At 35.3% G+C, this 20,543-nt stretch carries 13 protein-coding genes and 1 riboswitch; of the genes, 7 read left to right on the top strand and 6 right to left on the bottom strand.

Features of this window, described 5'->3' with window-relative positions:
- Positions 1–20: 20 nt before the first annotated feature.
- The 3 genes from E0Z07_RS00435 to E0Z07_RS00425 form a co-directional block, all read right to left on the bottom strand.
- Positions 21–1,889 (bottom strand): LTA synthase family protein, encoded by a 1,869-nt coding sequence (locus E0Z07_RS00435; protein ID WP_006261783.1) that lies wholly within the window; start codon positions 1,887–1,889, stop codon positions 21–23.
- Between the two features lie 78 nt (positions 1,890–1,967).
- Positions 1,968–2,783, bottom strand: coding sequence for a 2,3,4,5-tetrahydropyridine-2,6-dicarboxylate N-succinyltransferase (locus E0Z07_RS00430; protein WP_006258647.1), 816 nt, complete (start codon positions 2,781–2,783; stop codon positions 1,968–1,970).
- Positions 2,784–2,814: 31 nt separating this feature from the next.
- Positions 2,815–3,654, bottom strand: coding sequence for an NAD(P)-dependent oxidoreductase (locus tag E0Z07_RS00425; RefSeq protein ID WP_006258646.1), 840 nt, complete (start codon positions 3,652–3,654; stop codon positions 2,815–2,817).
- Positions 3,655–3,851: 197 nt separating this feature from the next.
- On the opposite strand from E0Z07_RS00425, the gene E0Z07_RS00420 reads away from it, so the two are divergent.
- From E0Z07_RS00420 to E0Z07_RS00405, 4 genes are all read left to right on the top strand, one after another.
- Positions 3,852–4,715, top strand: coding sequence for a helix-turn-helix domain-containing protein (locus tag E0Z07_RS00420; protein ID WP_006258645.1), 864 nt, complete (start codon positions 3,852–3,854; stop codon positions 4,713–4,715).
- 997 nt (positions 4,716–5,712) lie between these two features.
- Positions 5,713–6,834, top strand: coding sequence for an efflux RND transporter periplasmic adaptor subunit (locus tag E0Z07_RS00415; protein ID WP_006258644.1), 1,122 nt, complete (start codon positions 5,713–5,715; stop codon positions 6,832–6,834).
- A 14-nt stretch (positions 6,835–6,848) separates the two neighbouring features.
- The gene (locus E0Z07_RS00410) at positions 6,849–9,983 is read left to right on the top strand and encodes an efflux RND transporter permease subunit (RefSeq protein WP_006258643.1); all 3,135 of its coding nucleotides are present in this window, start codon (positions 6,849–6,851) and stop codon (positions 9,981–9,983) included.
- Between the two features lie 94 nt (positions 9,984–10,077).
- Positions 10,078–11,469, top strand: coding sequence for a TolC family protein (locus E0Z07_RS00405; protein WP_131540138.1), 1,392 nt, complete (start codon positions 10,078–10,080; stop codon positions 11,467–11,469).
- 276 nt (positions 11,470–11,745) lie between these two features.
- Here the strand turns inward: E0Z07_RS00405 and E0Z07_RS00400 are convergent, their stop codons facing one another.
- Positions 11,746–12,207: an Lrp/AsnC family transcriptional regulator gene (locus E0Z07_RS00400; protein ID WP_006258641.1), complete on the bottom strand. Its 462-nt coding sequence runs from the start codon at positions 12,205–12,207 to the stop codon at positions 11,746–11,748.
- A gap of 161 nt (positions 12,208–12,368) precedes the next feature.
- Positions 12,369–12,556: riboswitch (cobalamin riboswitch) on the top strand.
- Between the two features lie 178 nt (positions 12,557–12,734).
- Here E0Z07_RS00400 and metE point away from each other — a divergent pair.
- Entirely contained in the window at positions 12,735–15,044 is a 2,310-nt protein-coding gene (gene metE, locus E0Z07_RS00395) for a 5-methyltetrahydropteroyltriglutamate--homocysteine S-methyltransferase (RefSeq protein WP_006261782.1), read from the top strand.
- Positions 15,045–15,093: 49 nt separating this feature from the next.
- On the opposite strand, the gene E0Z07_RS00390 is transcribed toward metE, so the two are convergent.
- Positions 15,094–15,705, bottom strand: coding sequence for a hypothetical protein (locus tag E0Z07_RS00390; protein ID WP_016648903.1), 612 nt, complete (start codon positions 15,703–15,705; stop codon positions 15,094–15,096).
- Between the two features lie 122 nt (positions 15,706–15,827).
- Positions 15,828–16,661, bottom strand: coding sequence for a helix-turn-helix domain-containing protein (locus E0Z07_RS00385; protein ID WP_006258638.1), 834 nt, complete (start codon positions 16,659–16,661; stop codon positions 15,828–15,830).
- Positions 16,662–16,740: 79 nt separating this feature from the next.
- Between E0Z07_RS00385 and E0Z07_RS00380 the strand changes: the two genes are divergently transcribed.
- Together E0Z07_RS00380 and E0Z07_RS00375 are read left to right on the top strand one after the other, a co-directional pair.
- Complete coding sequence (locus E0Z07_RS00380) at positions 16,741–17,691, top strand: NADP-dependent oxidoreductase (protein WP_006258637.1); 951 nt, start codon at positions 16,741–16,743, stop codon at positions 17,689–17,691.
- Between the two features lie 210 nt (positions 17,692–17,901).
- Positions 17,902–20,457 carry a WG repeat-containing protein gene (locus E0Z07_RS00375; RefSeq protein WP_006258636.1) on the top strand — a complete coding sequence of 852 codons (2,556 nt, stop codon included), beginning with the start codon at positions 17,902–17,904 and terminating at the stop codon, positions 20,455–20,457.
- Positions 20,458–20,543: the final 86 nt, after the last annotated feature.

Raw genomic sequence — 20,543 nt, 5'->3', positions numbered from 1 at the left:
AATGTAAGGTTATTATAATATTATTTCACAGTCAATTGATTGTTTTTAACTCTAGAATTAAAGGACTGTATATATGCTTTGATGAATTTTTCCATCTCTTCTCTTTTTGCAGCCTCTGTATTCATCAGGTTTTGCTTTAGTAGAGGATCTTTTTTCCAGTTGTATAGACCTAAGGTTTTCTTCCCGTCAAAAGCTAAGTAATAATCTCCTTTTTCATAGTTATAGATATTATCTAAGTAGTTTACTACAAAGTCTTGATCAGATTTATAAGATTTACCATAAGTAATAATCTTAGTATTAATCTGTAGATAGTCCAGTAAACTTGGTAGGATATCGATCTGTTGGAAGTTCTTCTCTACTTTTTCAGTTGTTATACTTGGGTCATTAGGAGCAAAGAACAAGATAGGAATACGGAATTTACCTACATTCGTTTTCCATTCATCTTCTATAGGTTCTGCACAGGTATGGTCTGCAGTAATAATAAAAATAGTATTGTTATACCACTCTTTATTTTTTGCAGTTTCGAAGAACTTTTTAAGAGAATAATCAGCATAGGCGATTGATTCGTGGATGTCTGCTTCTCCTTTAGGGAATTTACCTTTATACTTCTCAGGGATAGTATATGGGTTATGTGACGAAATTGTGAATAGAGTAGTAAAAAAAGGTTTCTTGAATCGGTCTAATTGTTTGATATAGAACTGTAAAAACTCTTCATCAAATACACCCCAAGTTCCGTCAAATGCATCAGGGCCTTCGTATTCATTCTTTCCATAATATTCATCAAAACCTGCTACATTAGCATATTGATCGAAGTTTTGACTACCGTTGAACGCACCATGGAAGAACGCAGTGTGATATCCATTTTCTTTTAATATTTTAGGTAGTGTATATACGTCGTTTAATGCATAGCTAGACGAAATAAACGTTCTATTCATTAAGCTAGGAATACTAGAGATAGACGATGGTACAGCATCGATAGATACTTTACCATTAGCGAATGCATTTTCGAAGAAATGACTATTCTGCGCTAGCGAATCCATAAATGGAGTCAATCCTCTATGCATCGTTTCTCTACCGAAACTTTCAACGATTAACAAGACAACATTCTTTTTATTAATACTGTCATATTTGAACTCTTGTACAGGATTAAATACCTGGTCTAGTTCAGCTTCAGTATAGAAGTTTACCTCTTCTAAGTTTTCGTTTCTTCCCATTGTTTTTAATACAGAGAATGGAGTGTTTAAGACTAGAGCTGTATTTTTTAATCCTCCATATTGAGATGCATCTACTAGACGAATAGGTTTGCGTTGTAATCCCCCACGACCTAATACTAGCATGATTCCTATTACTAATACCATCACGACAGTATCTTTAATATTGAATTTACTGCTTTTGATTTTGTAATCTATCTTTCTGTATATCAACCAGAATATTACGAAGGATAAGAACATATAGACTGGTATCCACCAGTAGTCTACAATGAAATTCTTTAATAATCCTGGTAATTCTTGTTCCATACCAGAGGCAGTGATAAAGGCATAAGAACTACGTCTACTGATAAATCTAAAGTATTCGTAGTCTACAAAGTTTAGACATAGTATGAATATATTCACTAAGTAGAAACTGTAAAATAAGAACTGTTGATATCCTTTGTTATTTTGAAATTTACCAGGGAATAAGTGTAATAAGGCGAATGCCATATTAATAAATCCTAGTGCCGCTAAGTCAAATCGAACACCCCCAAGAAATATATTTAAATCCCAAGGATCTAATAAGTGTGAATTGTAAAAATAGAAACCTACTCTACATACTTGATAAAAGAAGAAGATTAAAAGAAATCTTTTAAAGAATAGGATACAATTTTGAGAAAATAATTTACTCATAATCAATAATAAAAACTTTTTTTAATAAATAAAAACAGAGCACAAAAGTACTCTGTTTTATGATAGTAATGGTATATTTAGTATTTATACAGCTACATTATATTCTCTTAAAGCATCGTTTAGAGATGTTTTAAGATCTGTAGATGGTTTTCTCTGTCCGATGATTAACGCACAAGGTACTTGGAACTCACCAGCAGGGAATTGTTTTGTATACGAACCAGGTATCACTACAGAGCGCTCCGGTACATATCCTTTTATTTCTTTAGGAGTATCTCCTGTTACATCTATAATTTTAGTAGACGCTGTTAGTACTACATTAGCACCTAATACAGCTTCTTTCCCTACGCGAACACCTTCTACTACGATACAACGCGATCCGATGAATGCATTGTCCTCAATAATAACAGGCGCAGCCTGTAGAGGTTCTAGTACTCCTCCGATACCTACACCACCTGATAAGTGAACATGTTTACCTATCTGAGCACAAGATCCAACAGTAGCCCATGTATCTACCATCGTTCCTTCATCTACATAAGCACCTATATTCACATAAGAAGGCATAAGGATAACACCTGATGAGATATAAGCTCCATGACGAGCCACAGCATTAGGTACTACTCTGATTCCCTTCTCAGCATAATTCTTCTTTAGAGGCATTTTATCGTGGTATTCGAAGATACCAGCTTCTAAAGTTTCCATCTTTTGAATAGGGAAGTATAGCACTACTGCCTTCTTTACCCATTCATTGATTTGCCATTCTGTTCCCTTAGGTTCAGCTACACGCAATTTACCACTGTCAATCAGCTCTATAACTTCACGAATAGTATTTTGAGTGTTTTGATCTTGTAATAGTGAGCGGTCGTCCCACGCCTTTTCGATTACTTCTTGTAAGTGCGTCATCTGTATTAGATTGAGGTTTGTTAATATATAATTATTGAATGGCTTTGATTACCGCCATTAAGTCTTGTTCGGCTAATCCTTGTTCACTAGCCTTTGCATACGCTTGTTCAGCAGCTTGTGTCAGTGCAGTATTCCATCCTGCATCTTGTGCTAGGCGAATGTCCTTTAGCATAAACTTTAGTGGAAATGCAGCAGGATAGTTATCATCTAGGATAGCAGGGGTCTTTATCTTACTCATACCAGAGCCACATGCACTATTATTTACGATAGCAGTCATCATCTCTCTATTTATTCCATTCTGTTCTGCGAATAGTACAGTCTCTGCTAGTCCTTGTACTACTACAGACATATAGTAGTTAATTGCTAGTTTAGCTTTGCTACCACTACCTGCCGTTCCTAAGTAATAATGGCTTTTACCCATTACTTCAAAAAGAGGTTCGCAAGTCAAGTGATCTTCTAGATCACCACCTACTAAGAATAAGAGTGTACCATCTATCGCAGGTTTTACACTTCCTGATACAGGAGCATCTAGATAGAAAGCCTCTTTCTCTTGTACTTGTTGATATAGTTTTTCAGCTAATGTAGGCGATATTGTACTACTGTTAACGAATGTTTTTCCCTTTAGATCCGTAGTGAGAATTTGTTCGAAAGTACTTACTACTATTTTATCATCAGGCAGTGTTAGAAAGATAATATCTGTCTTAGCGATAAAGTCTGTAAGATCTTCTATAGGAGTAGCCCCTTCAGCGATAAGTGGAGAAGTTTTAGCACTGTCTCTTCTATAGAAGTTTAGTTTATAACCTGCCTTTAAAAGATTGTGCGCCATAGGGGTTCCCATATTTCCTAATCCTATCCATCCTATTTTTTTCATATCTTTTATTTTTTGTGTTGAGGTTATTTTAATGATAAAGCAAATATAACGATATTTTTTTTTGAGAGTCGTTTCTCATGCTATGGAGTTACAGATTTTATACAAATAAATGTAGTGAGGCAATGAGGTACAAGAAGTATCAAAAAACGAAATTATTCTAAATAACTTTCTATTTTTGCCTATCAGCTAGACTAGAAATGAAGAATATTAAATGGGAAACCTTAGATCGCTTAAAGAATAGTTTCAAAGAATTAGAGACTCAGGAGCACTATATCTATATGCCATTTATTAATCTAGCATACTATCCGGCAGAGCCATATCGGTCTAATTATTATGGAATAGGGCTTTTAGAGGAAGGAGAGATTACCTTCTATATCGATCTTACAGAGTATACTATCAAGGGACCTGCCATTATTTTTGCAGATACTACATCAATTAAGAGATGGGACAAGACTCGTCGTACTTATGAGATGATGACAATCTTATTCTCAGAAGATTTCTTACAAGATAAGTTAGTAGAGAATAATGTACTCGCTTCTTTTTCGGATTTATCTAGTCTAGGAGGTTGTGTTACACAGTTAGATTCTAAGGAGTTTGAGAGTTTTAAAACCATGTTTAAGGTCATAGATCTCTATCATAATTCAACCAACTCTTTTCATACAGAGGTCATCAGAGGAGTAATCTACAGTATGATTAACGAAGTAGCGTATCTGTATGAGAAATATGGTAATGTGACCAAAAGTTTACATAAACTAGCTCTCAAGTTTAGAGAGGCGGTAGGTAAGCACTGTAAAGAACACAGAAGTGTACAGTACTACGCTGACTATCTCCATGTACATCCTAAATATCTAAGTCAAGTAATCTCATCAGAAACGGGACTGACTGCTAGTGAGTGGATCCAAAATCAAGTAGTCTTAGAAGCTAAAATCTTACTACAAGACCAAAACCTCTCTATAGGAATCATCGCAGAGATACTTCACTTCAGCGATCAGAGCACCTTTGGCAAATACTTTAAAAAGTATAGCAGTATTAGTCCTAGTGCTTATCGTCACAGTTTATAAGAGGAATTACTTATAAGAGCGTTATCATCTTTTTATTGATAATAGTATTACTTTTTTATAGCGTATCCCATTCTTGTTATAAGAGATAAGAATGCATTGCCAATTAATAGAAGTCCATTGCCTTCTTTTCTCTAGTTCTCCATTTTGTTAACCTATTTATTGAATATTGTGAATGATCATTAAGTGATTCATAATTGAGCACTGTGTTTTTCTCCAAACGAAATGATTGGAAAATAATGGGAGAATAAAAGAAGCATCCCTCGACAAAGACCATCTTAGCTCCATCATTTTCGAGGTATTCTCCATGTATTGTCGAAGGAATTAGGATGAATGCTAGATTATATAAGGGATGGTAGGGGATAGTACTTCATTGAATAAAAAACGAAATAGATAGTAATGTGTTGATTACTATATTGTTGGTTGTTTTTGCTGTTTAAAAAAAGTGAATCTCTTTTTTACTATTTATGGCTAGAATTAGCCTAATAGAGTGCTTTTTAGAAAAAATAGAGCTTAAAAAAGTGTTTTATTGCTATAAATAGGTAGTAATAAGTAGATGATTTTAAAAAAGTGTTTCCCATTTTTTAAGAACTATAAATAGAAGGGATAAGTGGCTGAAACTTACTTATTGGCTAAAATTAACTTATTTAGAACGATTATAGTTAAATGTTTGAAATCCGACATTTTGAACATCTATACCGTGTTATAGTGCTTGTGTGCTAGTGCTCATTGATGGAATTTTGCCTCATGTTAATAGTAGCCTAATGGCTGTGTATTATATTCTTTTATAAGCTAGGGCATAGTGCGGTAGGGAAGAGAAATAATGTGTTTTGTACTTAAGGGAGATACTTCTTGATTTCTATAATCTTACCTTTTGACTAAAAAATCTACTTTTTACCCCTTTACCTCATTTTGTTTAGATAATACATTTGCTACATGTTTAAATAGAAATAGTGCTACTACTTAACGCAATAGTTCAATCAATAATAAATAGTTAAAGATGAAAAAAACATCTACTTTTTTAGGTCTTACTACAATCGCCTTATTATGGGCATGTCAAGATAAAAAGCAAGAAGGAGAATGGGGAGGAGACAGTCAAGTCGAGCAGTATCCTGTACTTTCAATAAAAGCGGAGCAAGCTAATTTATTTACAGATTATCCAGTGGTGTTACAAGGGATAAAAGATGTAGAATTGCGTCCAAAAATTGATGGTTTCGTTGAGGCAATCTATGTGGATGAAGGGCAAACAGTCAAAAAAGGGCAACCCTTATTCAAAATCTACGCTCCACAATATCACGAAGAGAGTGTGGCAGCGGTGGCTTCGATAAAAAATGCAGAGGCAGAGTTAAACAACGCTCGTATGCATGTAGCTAAAGCTAAACCACTAGTGAGTGAAGGTATTATCAGTAACTATGAGTTAGAGTCTGCAGAGTATGCATTAAGAAGTAAAGAAGCACAACTAGCACAAGCTAAAGCTAACTTAAATAGTGCACAGGCTAATGTGGGATATACTCAGGTGGTAGCTCCCTTTGATGGAGTTATAGGATTAATCCCTTATAAAGTGGGAGCACTGGTAAGTAGCGCTTCACCAGAGCCTCTAACTACAGTATCTGAGATAGGAAGTATCAATGCTTATTTCTCTATGAATGAAAAAGAGTTTATCGACTTTATGCAAAAAGGAGGAGAACAAACTCTAGAACAGAGACTCGCGAGTATGCCTGAAGTATCTCTTTTATTAGCGAATGGAAGTGAATACAATCAGAAAGGGAAAATAAATACAGTGAGTGGACAAGTAGACCCTCGTACTGGAAGTGTGAACTTTAGAGCTGTGTTTACTAATCCACAGGGAATATTGAGAAGTGGAAATAGTGCTACCATTCGTGTACACGAGAGTGTAAGCGAAGCTATTCTAGTTCCTCAGAAGGCGACTTTTGAAGTGCAAGGGAAGCGTTTTATTTATGTGGCTAATGCAGAGGGTGTAGTGACTAGCACAGAAATTTCGGTTATGGAGAAGGTGCCTTCGAGTCAATACTTCGTAGTGACAAGTGGGTTAAAACCTGGAGACAAAATCGTAAGTGCAGATATAGGAGGACTACGTGAAGGAATGAAGATTAAAATGTAATAGAGAATAGCATTATGTTGAAAAGATTTATAGAAAACCCAGTGTTATCTACCGTGATATCTATCATTATAGTAATACTAGGGTTGTTAGGACTATTCTCATTACCTATCACACAGTATCCTGAGATAGCACCGCCTACAGTACAGGTGACTGCTAACTACCAAGGGGCAAATGCTGAGGCGGTAATGAAGAGTGTAATTATTCCATTAGAAGAACAGATTAATGGAGTAGAGAATATGGCGTATATGAACTCAAAGGCGAGTAATGATGGTTCGGCTGTTATTACCATTACTTTTACACAAGGAGCAGATGCTGACATGGCAGCTGTGAACGTGCAGAACCGTGTGAGCCAAGCCATGAGTCAATTGCCAGAAGAGGTAATAAAACAAGGGGTGACTACAACCAAGAGATTGAGTAGTGAGATATTCAGTTTCTTAATGTATAGCTCTGATAGTAGATATGATCAGGCATTCTTAGAGAACTATGCTCGTATCAATATTCTACCTAAGATCAAGCGTATCAATGGAGTAGGGGATGCCTCTATCTATGGAGGGCGTGAGTACAGTATGCGTATCTGGTTAAAGCCAAATGCAATGGCTTCTTACGGACTTACACCAAGTGATATCGTACAAGCGTTACAAGAGCAAAACGTAGAGGCAGCACCAGGTAAGGTAGGAGAGAATAGCAGACAGAGTTTTCAGTATGCTTTAAAATACACAGGTCGATTAGAAACGCCAGAAGAGTTCGGAGATATTATTATCCGTTCTAATGGTACAGGTAAGATATTGCGTCTAAGTGATGTGGCAGAGATAGACTTAGGAGCCTACTCGTATGCGATGACCATGACTGCTTATAAACAGCACGGTACTTATATCGCGGTAAATCAGGTGGCAGGGTCTAATGCCCATGAGATTATTAAGCAATGTGAAGAATTATTAAAAGAAGCAGAAAAAGACTTGCCTGCGGGGGCGAAATTCGAAGTATATGCGAATTCTAATGATTTCTTATTAGCCTCTATTGATAAATTGATAGCGACTTTAATAGAAGCATTTGTATTAGTGTTCATAGTAGTATTAGTGTTCTTACAGGATTGGCGTTCTACTTTGATACCAGCTATAGCGGTACCAGTAGCTATCGTAGGTACGTTCTTTTTCTTGAATCTATTTGGCTTCTCTATTAACTTGTTGACTCTTTTTGCTCTAGTACTGTCCATCGGTATTGTGGTGGACGATGCCATCATCGTAGTAGAGGCAGTACATGCCAAACTATATGAAGGAGCAGAGACAGCGAAGAAGGCTACAGTGAGTGCCATGAGTGAGTTGACTACTGCTATTATTTCGATTACGTTAGTGATGTCAGCTGTATTCGTACCCGTTACATTTATCGAAGGATCTGTAGGGGTGTTTTATAAAGAATTTGGTATCACATTAGCTGTCGCTATTTTGATTTCGGCTATTAATGCCTTGACACTGAGTCCTGCGCTATGTGCTATTATGTTGAAACCTGAGTCAGGTATACACGAGGAGAAAAGAGGTTTTGTCAATAGATTTAAATCTGCTTTTAATAGTTCATTTGACAGAATGACTAATCGCTATGTAGGTGTATTGGGCTTCTTGAATAAGAATAAATGGTTGTCGTTAGGAAGTATCGTTGTATTTGGTGCCTTGTTTGTATTCTTAACGAAAACGACACCAACGGGATTTGTTCCTAATGAGGATAGTGCTTCTATCTATGGTAATATTATCTTAGCTCCTTCTACTTCTCTTGAAGAGACTGAGCGTATCTCTAACGAGATAGATAGTATCGCGATGAGTATACCTGAGGTAAAGTTCACTTCACGACTAGCAGGTATGGACTTCTTCAGTGGGAATGGTAGTTCGTATGCTGTAGAGTTCATTAAGTTAAAACACTGGAAAGATCGCCCAAATCCAGAACAAAATATTCACAGTGTAGTAGGACAGTTATTTGCTAAGACAGCGCATATTAAGGATGCTAATGTGGTATTCTTTGCAGCACCTACACTACAAGGATTTGGTAACAGTTCAGGATTCGAAGTACAGTTACAAGATAAGACTGGTGGAGATTATAAGAAGTTTGAAGAAATAATAGGAGGATTCTTAGGAGCGTTAAATCAACGTCCTGAGATTATGTATGCCACTTCGTCTTTTAATACGAACTTCCCACAGTATGAAGTGTCTGTCAATGTAGCAAAAGCAAAAGAGGCAGGGGTAGGGGTAACAGAGATTCTGACTACACTACAAGGGTATTTAGGAGGTATTTATGCAACGAACTTTAACCGCTTCGGTAAGCAGTATAAGGTGATGATACAAGCAGATCCTAATTTCCGTGAGAATAAAGAGGCTATCGATAAACTATATGTGAAGAATGAGCAAGGAGTAATGTCTCCTATCACAGCCTTCATTGATCTGAAGAAAGTGTACAGTCCAGAGTTCTTGACGCGCTTTAATTTGTTTAACTCAGCTTTCGTGAATGGTAGCCCTAATCCAGGTTTTAGTTCTGGAGATGCTATACGTGCGATAGAAGAAGTAGCAGCACAGACTTTACCACAAGGGTATGGTTTTGAGTATTCAGGATTGTCTAGAGAAGAGAGCGGTAGTGGTAATCAGACTGTTATTATTTTTGTGCTGTCTATCTTATTCGTTTACTTCTTATTAAGTGCTCAGTTTAAGAGTTATATACTTCCATTGGCAGTGTTGTTCTCTTTACCGATAGGATTAGCAGGAGCTTTTATCTTCGCTAAGCTATTCGGAATAGAAAATAATATATTCTTACAGATTAGTTTGATTATGTTGATTGGTTTATTAGCGAAGAATGCTATTCTGATTGTAGAGTTTGCGCTACAGAGACGACAGTCAGGTCAGACTATTGCAGCGGCTGCTATAGAAGGAGCGCGTATTCGTCTAAGACCTATTCTGATGACTTCGTTTGCTTTCATATTTGGATTATTACCACTGATGATGGCGACAGGAGCAGGAGCATTGAGTAATAAATCAATTGGTACAGCTGCGGTAGGAGGAATGTTGATTGGTACGCTGATCGGGGTATTAGTTATTCCTTCATTATTTGTTGTGTTCCAGGCGTTACAAGAGAAAATAAGTGGAGCTCCTGTATTAGAAGAACAAGAGTAAGTGTAATTATAAAGTGAGAAATGTATAAGTGTATCTAAGGGTGCACTTATACGTTACACAATGACTTAAGTCAATGCGATAAATCAGAAGAATCATGAAATGGACATATAAAATATATATAGGTGCTCTGGCTATGGGGATGTTGGCCTCATGCCAATCCACACAGAGTTATCAGCACTTAGATATTGCTGCAAAAGAGCTTTATCGAAATACCCAAGAAGGGGACACATTAAGTATAGGCATGATGCCTTGGCAAACTTTGTTTAAAGATGCAAAGCTACAAGAGCTAATAACAGAAGGAATAGAAAATAACTTAGACCTAAAGATAGGGATAGAAAGGCTACATGCTTCAGAGGCGTTATTAAAACAATCTAAAGCTGCGTTCTTACCTGACTTAAGTATAGGTGGAGGAGTGAAAAGATCAAGATTATCTTATCCTCAGGGGTTTGGTTTTGTAAAGAATGCGACACAGTATGATGTATTCGCTAATACTTCTTGGGAGATAGATGTATGGGGAAAATTAGCGAGTAGTAAGCGTGCTGCTTACTATAGAATGCTTCAGTCTGATGCAGGACAAAAGGCTGTGCAGACTCAGATAGTCGCTCAGATAGCAGATTATTATTACCAATTATTGGCGTTAGATCAACAACAAACTATTATCGAAAAGACGATAGTGAATAGAAAAGTAGATGTTGAAACAATGCAAAAGTTGAAGGAGTCAAGTGTAGTAACAGGTGCGGCTGTGGTACAGAGTGAAGCTAACTACTATGACGCTGAGGCTACACTACCTGGTGTGAAACGCCAAATCAGAGAAGTAGAAAATGCATTGAATGTTCTATTAGGGAAACCTGTAGGTACAATAGATAGAGCTAACTTAACTGTACAAGAACTACCAATAGAACCAAGTATAGGGATACCTGCACATCTATTAAAGAATAGGCCTGATGTGATGGCAGCTGAGTATGAGTTGGCAGCGTATTTTGAAGATGTGAATGCGGCTAAGAGAGTATTCTACCCTTCATTAAATATCACAGGAGGAGCGGGATTCTCTAGTTATGAGTTTAAAGATTGGTTTACTTCTACAGGATTGTTTGCTAATATAGCAGGGGGCTTATTACAGCCTATCTTTAATAAAAGACAAAACAAAACGAGGTTAGAGATAGCGAAAGCGAGTTATCAAGAGAAAGCGTACAACTTTCAAAAAACTATGTTAGTAGCAGGGCAAGAGGTCTCTGATGCACTATATGCTTATGAGATGGCAGGAGAGCAACTGACTATGAGACAACAACAAGTGGATAAGTTAGCCTTAGCTGTTGATTATACAAAGAAGTTATTAGTGTATCATTCATCAACGAATTATACAGATGTATTGACTTCAGAACAAGCACACCTTTATGCACAATTAGCACATAGTAATGATCAGCTATTAGAATGGCAAGCCATTATTAAGCTTTATAAAGCATTAGGAGGAGGTTGGAGAGAATAATTTTTTCCATTTATATATAGAGTAATGAAAGTGATACTATAGGGAGAACAATCTTTATAGTAGATTATTAATTACTTGACTCAATCTGTTCGTCGGCATTTTACTTTTAGATAGTTAATCATCGTGCTAATTTGGAAACTATTTATAAAACTGGATTATGTCAATAGATTGAGTCTTTCTAGACAAATAATCTTTGTCGATTTTTTACTACTTTTTAATTGAGAGAGCCACATCGTGAGATGTGGCTTTTTTGTTTTAATTGATTTCTTTTAATATTTAAAAAGAAATGTTGTGAGTGTTCTTAATTTCTCTCATCACAAAAGAACTATGTGTACTTCCTATACTATCTACCATGGCTAATTTATTAAATACAAAGTCTTGGTAATGCTTCATATCATTAGCATATACTTTTAGGATAAAGTCAAAATCTCCTGATATATTATAACATTCAACAACTTCATCTATAAGCATAATATCTTCAACAAACTTGTTATTGATAAGGCGCTCATGTTGTTTAAGTTTAATATTACAGAATACAATAAAGCCTTTATTTAGCTTTTCAGCATCTATTAAAGCGATATATTTCTTTATAAAGCCTTCTTTTTCTAGTCGTTTTATTCTTTCAAAAACTGGAGTAGCAGATAGGTTTACTTGTTGAGCAATCTCTTTTGTAGTCAGATTAGAGTTGTCACATAGTATTCGAAGTAGTTTTAAATCTGTCTCGTCTAGGTTATGCATTAGAATAATATTTTGTTTTAGTGGTACCAAATGTAGTGATAATAGAATTAAAATCTGTTTAAATTATTATTATGGTTATTTGTTCTTAATTGTTGAATATGTAATGTGTTTATATTCTTCAATTGTATCTTTGTTTAGAATTAATGAATTGTTCTTAAAATACTTCATCAGGCGAAAATAGGTTTTACTTAACTGTAGATTAAAAGGGAATCGTGTGAGAATCACGAACTGTCGCGCAACTGTAAGTAACATTGAATATACTAGTCATATTATGCTCACTGATATAAAATCGGGAAGGGCGATTAGTGTAGTTATAAGTCAGGAGACCTGCCATTTTTGAATTGACAATGCTTTCGCGGTAAAGAGCTATAGTCAGGTTTGATGCTATGATGTGCTGTTTCTATGTTATATAGAAGTAGTATTGTATAGCTATTCCTTATCTATTAGAGTTTCCCCACTACCGCGTAATGCATTAGGAAGAGAGAACTTTTTAAGTGATTAATTAACCATTTTAAAAAGTTGTGAAAATGCAAACACAAGTATTAGGCTATCCGCGTATTGGTGGCCAAAGAGAGCTGAAAAAAGCAAATGAACAGTATTGGGCTGAGAAAATTGAAAGAGAAGAGTTAGAGCAGGTTGCGCAAGCTATTCGTCATCAAAATTGGCAATTACAAAAGACAGCAGGTATTACATTAATTCCTTCTAATGACTTTTCATTTTATGATCAGGTATTGGATTGGAGTTTAACCTTAGGAGCTATTCCTAAAAGGTATCAGCCTCTCCGTACAAATGAAGGTCTGTCTTTACTAGATTTATACTTCGCGATGGCTAGAGGGTATCAAAAAGGTGGATTTGATATTACTGCTATGGAAATGACAAAATGGTTTGATACTAACTATCACTATATCGTACCGGAGTTTTATAAAGGACAGCAGTTTGAATTAACTTCACTAAAGGTAGTAGAGGAATATAAAGAAGCAAAGAAGATTGGTATAGAGACTAAGCCCGTTATCTTAAGTCTTGTTTCTTATTTGCTATTAGGTAAGGCAAAAGAACAAGATTTCAATGTATTAAGCTTAGTAGATAGTTTGTTACCTGTATATCTTGAAATAATAAAACGTCTGACAGATGAAGGAGTTCAATACATTCAAATTGATGAACCTTTTCTAGTGCTTGACTTGACAGAAGAACAGAAAAAAGCAATCACATCGTTTTACAATATTATACAATCTTCTTTTCCAGATCTTAAGGTAATTGTAGCTACTTACTTTGGAGGATTAGAAGATAATGCTTCGTTGGCATTGGCATTACCAGTAGAAGTATTGCATATTGATCTAGTGCGTAATGAAGAGCAGCTAGAAGAGATACTTAATAAGGCTCCGTCTAGTTTAAAGTTGTCACTAGGTGTAGTGGATGGTCGTAATATTTGGAAGAACGATTATGAACAATCATTAACATTGATAGATAAAGCTATTGAGCGAAGAGGGAAAGAGAAAATCATCATAGCGACATCGTGTTCATTACTTCACAGCCCTATTGATTTAGAAGGAGAAGTGAAATTAACAACAGAAATCAAGCAATGGCTCGCTTTTGCTAAACAAAAGGTTCAGGAAGTAGTAGATTTAGCTAAGTTAGCGAGTGTTGCAGATAGAGAGGGGGTATCAGCTTATCAAGAGAATAAAATAGCTCAACACGATAAACGTACATCTACGCTTATACATCATGAAGCAGTAAAAAGACGCGTACAAGGAATTACAGAGCAAGATGCACAAAGAAAAGCTCCGTTTAGTACGAGACAACCCTTACAACATAAAGCATTAGACCTGCCTTTATTTCCAACGACAACAATAGGTTCGTTCCCACAGACGAAAGAAGTAAGACAGTGGAGAGCTAAGTTTAAAAAGGGAGAGCTTACAGCACAGCAGTATGAAGATTTATTAAAACAAGAGACGGCTAGAGCTATACAATGGCAAGAAGAAATCGGTCTAGATGTATTAGTACATGGAGAATTTGAACGCAATGATATGGTGGAGTACTTCGGAGAACAATTAGAAGGATTTACATTTACTCAGAATGGTTGGGTACAGAGTTATGGAAGTAGATGTGTGAAACCTCCTGTTATTTATGGAGATGTGTATCGCAGTAAGCCATTAACGGTATTCTGGTCTGCTTATGCACAATCATTGACTAAGCAAAAGGTAAAAGGAATGTTGACAGGTCCAGTGACGATATTACAGTGGTCCTTTGTACGAAATGATATTCCTAGGTCTGAGACCTGTACTCAAATAGCTTTAGCAATTAGAGATGAAGTAGTAGATTTAGAAAGTGCTAATATTGAAATCATCCAGATTGATGAACCTGCAATAAGAGAAGGCTTACCATTGCGTAAAGCAGCCTGGGATAGTTATTTGGATTGGGCTGTTAGAGCATTTAGAATTTCTGCTTCAGGAGTGAAGAATGAGACACAGATTCATACTCATATGTGTTATTCTGAGTTTAACGATATTATACAGCATATTGCAGCTATGGATGCAGATGTGATTACGATAGAGTGTTCTCGTTCACAGATGGATTTATTAGATGCTTTTGCAGCATTTAAATACCCAAATGAGATTGGACCAGGAGTATATGATATTCACTCTCCACGTGTACCTACAGAAGAAGAAATGTTGTATCTAATTAAAAAGGCAGAAAACTATATACCAACAAAACAATTATGGGTAAACCCTGACTGTGGATTAAAAACGCGTCATTGGGAAGAGACTGAAAAAGCGCTTATAGCGATGGTGAATGTCTCTAAAAAACTGAGAGAAGAAAGTTTAGTAGAAGCTATTTAATAGAATAAGGCTCTTGTTGATCAACAAGAGCCTTATTCTATTATTTTAGTTAGAAAGATAGACGAATGATTCTATCTAATTTATCCTTGTCTATATGAGGAGAGAATTCATTGTATAATTCATGCTTAAGTAGTGATACGATAGCAAAGAAATCTGAAGTAAGCGTTAAGTAGTATTGTTCTACTTTTTCTATTGATTGGTTTTCTGCTATTTTGATCTGATGACTTTCAGTCATTAGATTACCTACGTGAACTAAGATTTTATCAAAAGTCTCTGCTGAGGTATGCATTTGAAGAAAACCAAACTCAAAGATCAGATCGTGTAGGTTATTCACTTCTTTCTCTATTTTCTTACCTGTAGATAAGTGTGGACTAAGTGATTCTCGTTGTAAGATCGTGTTTAGCTGAGTCAAGAATTGAAAGAAAACTTCTTGTTTCTTTTCAAATACTAATAAGTGACGTTCTCTAGACTCTTCACTTTTAGTTTGTCCTTGTAATAAGAGAACAGTAATAATAGCTGTAATTACAACTCCTAATAATGTACCAAAGAACTGACCAGGAAGAGAAGCTAGCTCAAATATTTCAAAAGTTATGGCTACGATAAAGAAGATAATTGTACTTGTGATAATACCTACTCTTGGCCAATTGATTTTGTTTTTCATAAAGTCTTTTTTAAAAAAGCGTTGTAATGGTTTGATGAATAATAGCATAGCCTTTTTTAAGAGATAGAAAAAGGAAAAGCTTATTCAGAATGAAATTACAACTATTTCTGATATAAAAAAGATTATCTTTTTTGATGTGTCTTTCTATAAGCCGACATACTCATACTTTCATGTTTCTTAAAGAATTTGTTAGCATGACTCTCATCTGTAAACGTAAATTCAGAAGCTATCTCACCTATTCTAAGATCGCTAAATAATAGACGTTGCTTAATAAGTTTTAGTCGATAAGTAGTGATGTACTGCTGCATAGTTTCTCCGCATTGATTAAAAAAATAATTACCTATATAAGACGGTGCTAGACCAAATTCTTGTCCTATAACCTGTGCTGTTAATCGTTTGAGGTCATAGATGTTCTGTTGTATGTAACTTATGATGTCTAATACCTTTTGTTCTTTAGTGGTTAAGTTTTCAGGAATATAGTTCATTAGATTACGCGTAGCTATAATCATAATAGCATTGATATACTGACGTTGTAAATCGCAATTACAGGTTTTAGTATTTTGGATACTGAGTATAAGGCATTCTACTATTTTGTGAATGATATGTTTGTCTTCCTCATCTGTTATAATAGAAGTAGGTAGATGCGTAGCATAGTACAGCACGCATTCTAAGTGATTAATATTAGCAGCATTGTATTGCTTGATGTATTCATCATTCACGCGAATAACGACAAACTCTGATTGAGCTGTTAGGTCAAAAGAGTGTTTGTCTTCTGGAGTGATTAGATATAGGTCACCCATAGTTATTTTGCTTTTATTGCCATTTACAGTGTGTGTTCCTTCTCCTGAAATCACAAATACAAACTCAAAAAAATTGAATTGTCTGTTCTGTAGAGGACAAGAATCTACCTTCTCATAAAAGACCTCAAAGGGTTGATATATATTTTCTCTTGCCATGTATATACTGTTATTTGATTAAAATGTACCTGTATGATGGTGTTTAATCAGTTTATTTTTGTGTAAAAGTAATAATTATATGAAAGCAATTGTGTTAAATGAATTTGGAGGAGTAGAGAATCTTCAAATCAGAGAGGTAGAGATGCCTTTTATAAATAAAGATGAAGTATTAGTAAAAGTGAAAGCACTTAGTATTAATCCAGTGGATGCTTTGACTAGAGCTGGTACAGTAGGGATGTCTAAAGTAGTAGAGCAGTTTACTCCTATTATTTTAGGATGGGACTTTTCAGGTGTAATAGAAGCAATAGGAGATCACGTACAAGAGTTTAAAGTAGACGATGCTGTTTTTGGTATGGTAAACTTTCCAGGGCACGGCAGGGCTTATGCAGAATATATTGCTGTGCCCGTTAATCAGATCGCTTTAAAACCTAGTAATATTACTTATGAAGAAGCAGCTGCGTCTACCTTAGCAGCTTTGACTGCATGGCAGGCTTTTGATAGTTATGGTAAACTAAGACCTAATGATAAGGTACTAATACATGCCGCATCTGGAGGAGTAGGGCATTATGCAGTGCAGATTGCTAAGCATTTAGGGGCTTATGTGATAGGAACATCTTCATTGAAGAATAAAGACTTTGTTTTAAACTTAGGAGCTGATGAGTATATTGATTATAGAAGTGTGAAGTTTGAGGAAGTAGTGTCAGATATAGATTTTGTCTTAGAGGCAGTAGGTGGAGACAATTTTCAGAAATCAGTAAAGGTACTTAAGCAGTTCGGTACTCTTGTAGCTTTGCCATCAGGATATACAAAGAAAGATGAAGCATTGTTTAATGAAAAACAGTTACACGGAAGTTGTTTTATGAGTGTGTATTCGAGTGGAAGAGATATGAAAATCATAGCTGATCTCTTAGAAAAAGGTATTGTAAAAGCTCATATTAGTCGTGTTTTTGACTTTGAAGACATGGATAAAGCACATTTATATATAGAAAGTGGGAATACTGTAGGAAAGGTAGTTGTGTGTATTTCTTAAAATAAATATAATAATCAAACATAAAAGATGGTATAAATATAAAGTATATCATCTTTTTTTGTTTTTATATGTTTTGTTATTTAGTGTTTTGTGTGGTTATATTGTTGTTTTTTAAGTGTAATAATTAAATAATGTTAATTTTTTATATATTTGGATTGATGAATTTGTTTGATTCTCCTTGTTAACTATTCAAATAATCGTTAAACGTTTATGAAAAAAATAACCTTACTTATATTAATTGGCTTCTTGTCATTTTCTTGTAGCAATGATGACAATAACAAGAATGATAAACCTAAAGAAGAGAAACCAGATTATCAACCTAAAATACTAATCCCTTTTGAAGAGCGTGGTTTATGGGGGTTCAGAGACCCACAGGCTAATGTTGTGGTAGTGGTACCTCAGTATGAAGCTGTAAAAGATTTTGACCAACATAAAATAGCTAGAGTAAAAAAGAGTAAGCTTTGGGGAATAATAGATATGCTGGGCAAACCTGTAATAGCTCCTACTTATAACGATATTAAAGATTTTAGTATACAGGGATATGCGACTGTAGTGAGATTAGAAAAAAGTGGAGTGATTAATACTAAGGGAGAAGAGAAGATAGAACCTTTGTATGATGAGATTACAGGCTACTATGATAAGCAGTATGTAAAGGTGATGATAGAGCAGAAGTATGGTATTATAGACAAGGATTGGAAATTAGCAATCAAACCTTCTTATACTAAGATTCGCGATTTTGGAACAGAAGGAGTGAATGCAGATCACATCATCGTAGAGCAGAATACAAAGAGAGGATTGATTAATAAGAATTGGAAAGTATTAGCGAATGCTAAGTATGACAGTATTACCAAATTTGATACTAGAGGTATAGCGATGTTAATCGACTCGTTAAAGATGGGGATGATTAACACGGAAGGAAAGATTCTAGAGCCTAAGTACGATGAGATTAAAGAGTCTAATGATGAGGTAGAAGTTACTTATAAAGTAGTTTTAAAAGAGAAATGGGGGCTGTTAAATAAAGATTGGAAAGAAATTATAGCACCTCGTTTTGAGGCAGACTTTAAGATATTTGAGTTTGATAAATCAGGTTATGCCAGATTACATGTAGGGGAGAAGTGGGGATTCATTGATAAGAATCACAAGGTAATCTTAGAGCCTATATATGATGAGATCACAGAATTCGACGAACAAGGTTTTGCACGTATTAAAGTAGGAGAGAAGTGGGGAGTGATTAACAGAGAGTTTAAGGTATTATTAGCTCCAGAATATGATAATATAACCGTGTTTAACGCTGAGGGCTTTGCGCGTGTCAATCAGAATGGTAAATGGGGAGTGATTAATAAACAATGGAAAGTAGTGCTACCTGTGATGTATGATAATATCGGAACTTTACTACCTTATGATATGACAATCTTAACACTAGACAGTAAACTAGGGTTAGCGAATAAGAATTGGGAAGTTGTATTACCTGTGGACTATAAGGATATCAATGTGACAGAAGACCAAGGTACTGTGAGAATCTACAATGATATACCAGGTATAGAAAGAGCTGTAGGGTTATTCCATCTAAAAACGTATAAACGTTTAGAACCAACCTATGAGCGAATAGATAATTATAACTCTTTTGGATATGCATTAGTACAGAAGAATGAGATATCTAAGAATCTTATAGATAAAAACTTCGAAGAGCGATTAGATACTTATTATACAGAGATATATCCATTTAATGAAGCTGGAGTGTTTAAAGTACTTAAGGCTCCTTATTTAGGCATATTTGACTCTAGAATGAATATGTTGGTAGAACCGACTAAATATACAGATATAGAAGAGTTCGCAGAGGATAATCATGCAGTAGTGTCTTTTGGCAATAAGAGTGGACTTATTAATAGACAGTGGAAAGAAGTTCTAGCTGTAGAATATGATGAGGTATCTACGCCAGACAAAGAGAGTAATAGAAAGCTTACTATCCACACTTCTTCAGTGACAATGTATAATGTTTTTAATCAGAACGGAAAGATCTTAGAGGATAACTATAAAGAGATAAAGTTTGACTATGCAAACAAAGTCATTTTGTTAAAAGGGATGAATGATTTACATGGTTTTGCATCTGTTAATCTTGTACATATCACTTCTCCTGTTTATGAGAACGAGCTAGACTTCACCAATGCTCTAGTAGCTAGGATGAAACAGAATGGGGTATGGGGACTGATTAATAAACAGGGCATCATTGTTATAAACCCGATGTACGATCGTATCAGTGAGTTTAATAATGAAGGATATGCCTATTTAGTAAAAGGAGGTTTATACGGATTTGTGAATCATGTAGGGCTTACGACTGTGCATGCCAAATATGAAATACCAGATTATGCTTTGACAAAAGACAAGTTAGCAAAGGTGAGAGCGAATGGACTATTGACTATTGTTAATTATGAGAATGGGATAGAGTTATTTAAACCAGGTCAGTATACAGATGTAGATAACTTATTTAAAGGCTACGCTACATATTTAGAGAAAGGTAAGTGGGGCATAGCGGATAAGTTACAAAAGGTAGTATCAGTAGCGAAATATGATAAGGTAGAGCGCTTCACTAAAGATAATACAGCGCGAATTAGGCTGAATAACTATGTAGGATTTATGAATGATAAAGGGGTAATCGTATTAGAACCGACTACATACAGTCATATAGGAGAGTTTAAAGATGGTAAAACTACTGCGATAAAGAATGGAGTAGCAGTAGTTATTGATATAAATGGAAAGGAAATATAGGTTTGTATAAAAAGCACTTTTGTAGAGATACAGAAGTGCTTTTTTATGGTAAAGAAGGCAGGATATAAGCTATAAAGAATGAAAAT

The organism is Myroides odoratimimus, from assembly GCF_004337635.1.
Classification (GTDB): Bacteria; Bacteroidota; Bacteroidia; order Flavobacteriales; family Flavobacteriaceae; genus Flavobacterium; species Flavobacterium odoratimimum.
The sequence above is the reverse complement of the archived record's forward strand: the minus strand, read 5'-3'. Positions and strand labels throughout refer to the sequence as shown.

What these genes read in the sequence shown, in the direction of transcription:
- E0Z07_RS00430 (WP_006258647.1), bottom strand. Translation starts at nt 2,783, where the DNA reads ATGACGCACTTACAAGAAGTAATCGAAAAGGCGTGGGACGACCGCTCA.
- E0Z07_RS00425 (WP_006258646.1), bottom strand. Translation starts at nt 3,654, where the DNA reads ATGAAAAAAATAGGATGGATAGGATTAGGAAATATGGGAACCCCTATG.
- E0Z07_RS00420 (WP_006258645.1), top strand. Translation starts at nt 3,852, where the DNA reads ATGAAGAATATTAAATGGGAAACCTTAGATCGCTTAAAGAATAGTTTC.
- E0Z07_RS00415 (WP_006258644.1), top strand. Translation starts at nt 5,713, where the DNA reads ATGAAAAAAACATCTACTTTTTTAGGTCTTACTACAATCGCCTTATTA.
- E0Z07_RS00410 (WP_006258643.1), top strand. Translation starts at nt 6,849, where the DNA reads ATGTTGAAAAGATTTATAGAAAACCCAGTGTTATCTACCGTGATATCT.
- E0Z07_RS00405 (WP_131540138.1), top strand. Translation starts at nt 10,078, where the DNA reads ATGAAATGGACATATAAAATATATATAGGTGCTCTGGCTATGGGGATG.
- E0Z07_RS00400 (WP_006258641.1), bottom strand. Translation starts at nt 12,207, where the DNA reads ATGCATAACCTAGACGAGACAGATTTAAAACTACTTCGAATACTATGT.
- metE (WP_006261782.1), top strand. Translation starts at nt 12,735, where the DNA reads ATGCAAACACAAGTATTAGGCTATCCGCGTATTGGTGGCCAAAGAGAG.
- E0Z07_RS00390 (WP_016648903.1), bottom strand. Translation starts at nt 15,705, where the DNA reads ATGAAAAACAAAATCAATTGGCCAAGAGTAGGTATTATCACAAGTACA.
- E0Z07_RS00385 (WP_006258638.1), bottom strand. Translation starts at nt 16,661, where the DNA reads ATGGCAAGAGAAAATATATATCAACCCTTTGAGGTCTTTTATGAGAAG.
- E0Z07_RS00380 (WP_006258637.1), top strand. Translation starts at nt 16,741, where the DNA reads ATGAAAGCAATTGTGTTAAATGAATTTGGAGGAGTAGAGAATCTTCAA.
- E0Z07_RS00375 (WP_006258636.1), top strand. Translation starts at nt 17,902, where the DNA reads ATGAAAAAAATAACCTTACTTATATTAATTGGCTTCTTGTCATTTTCT.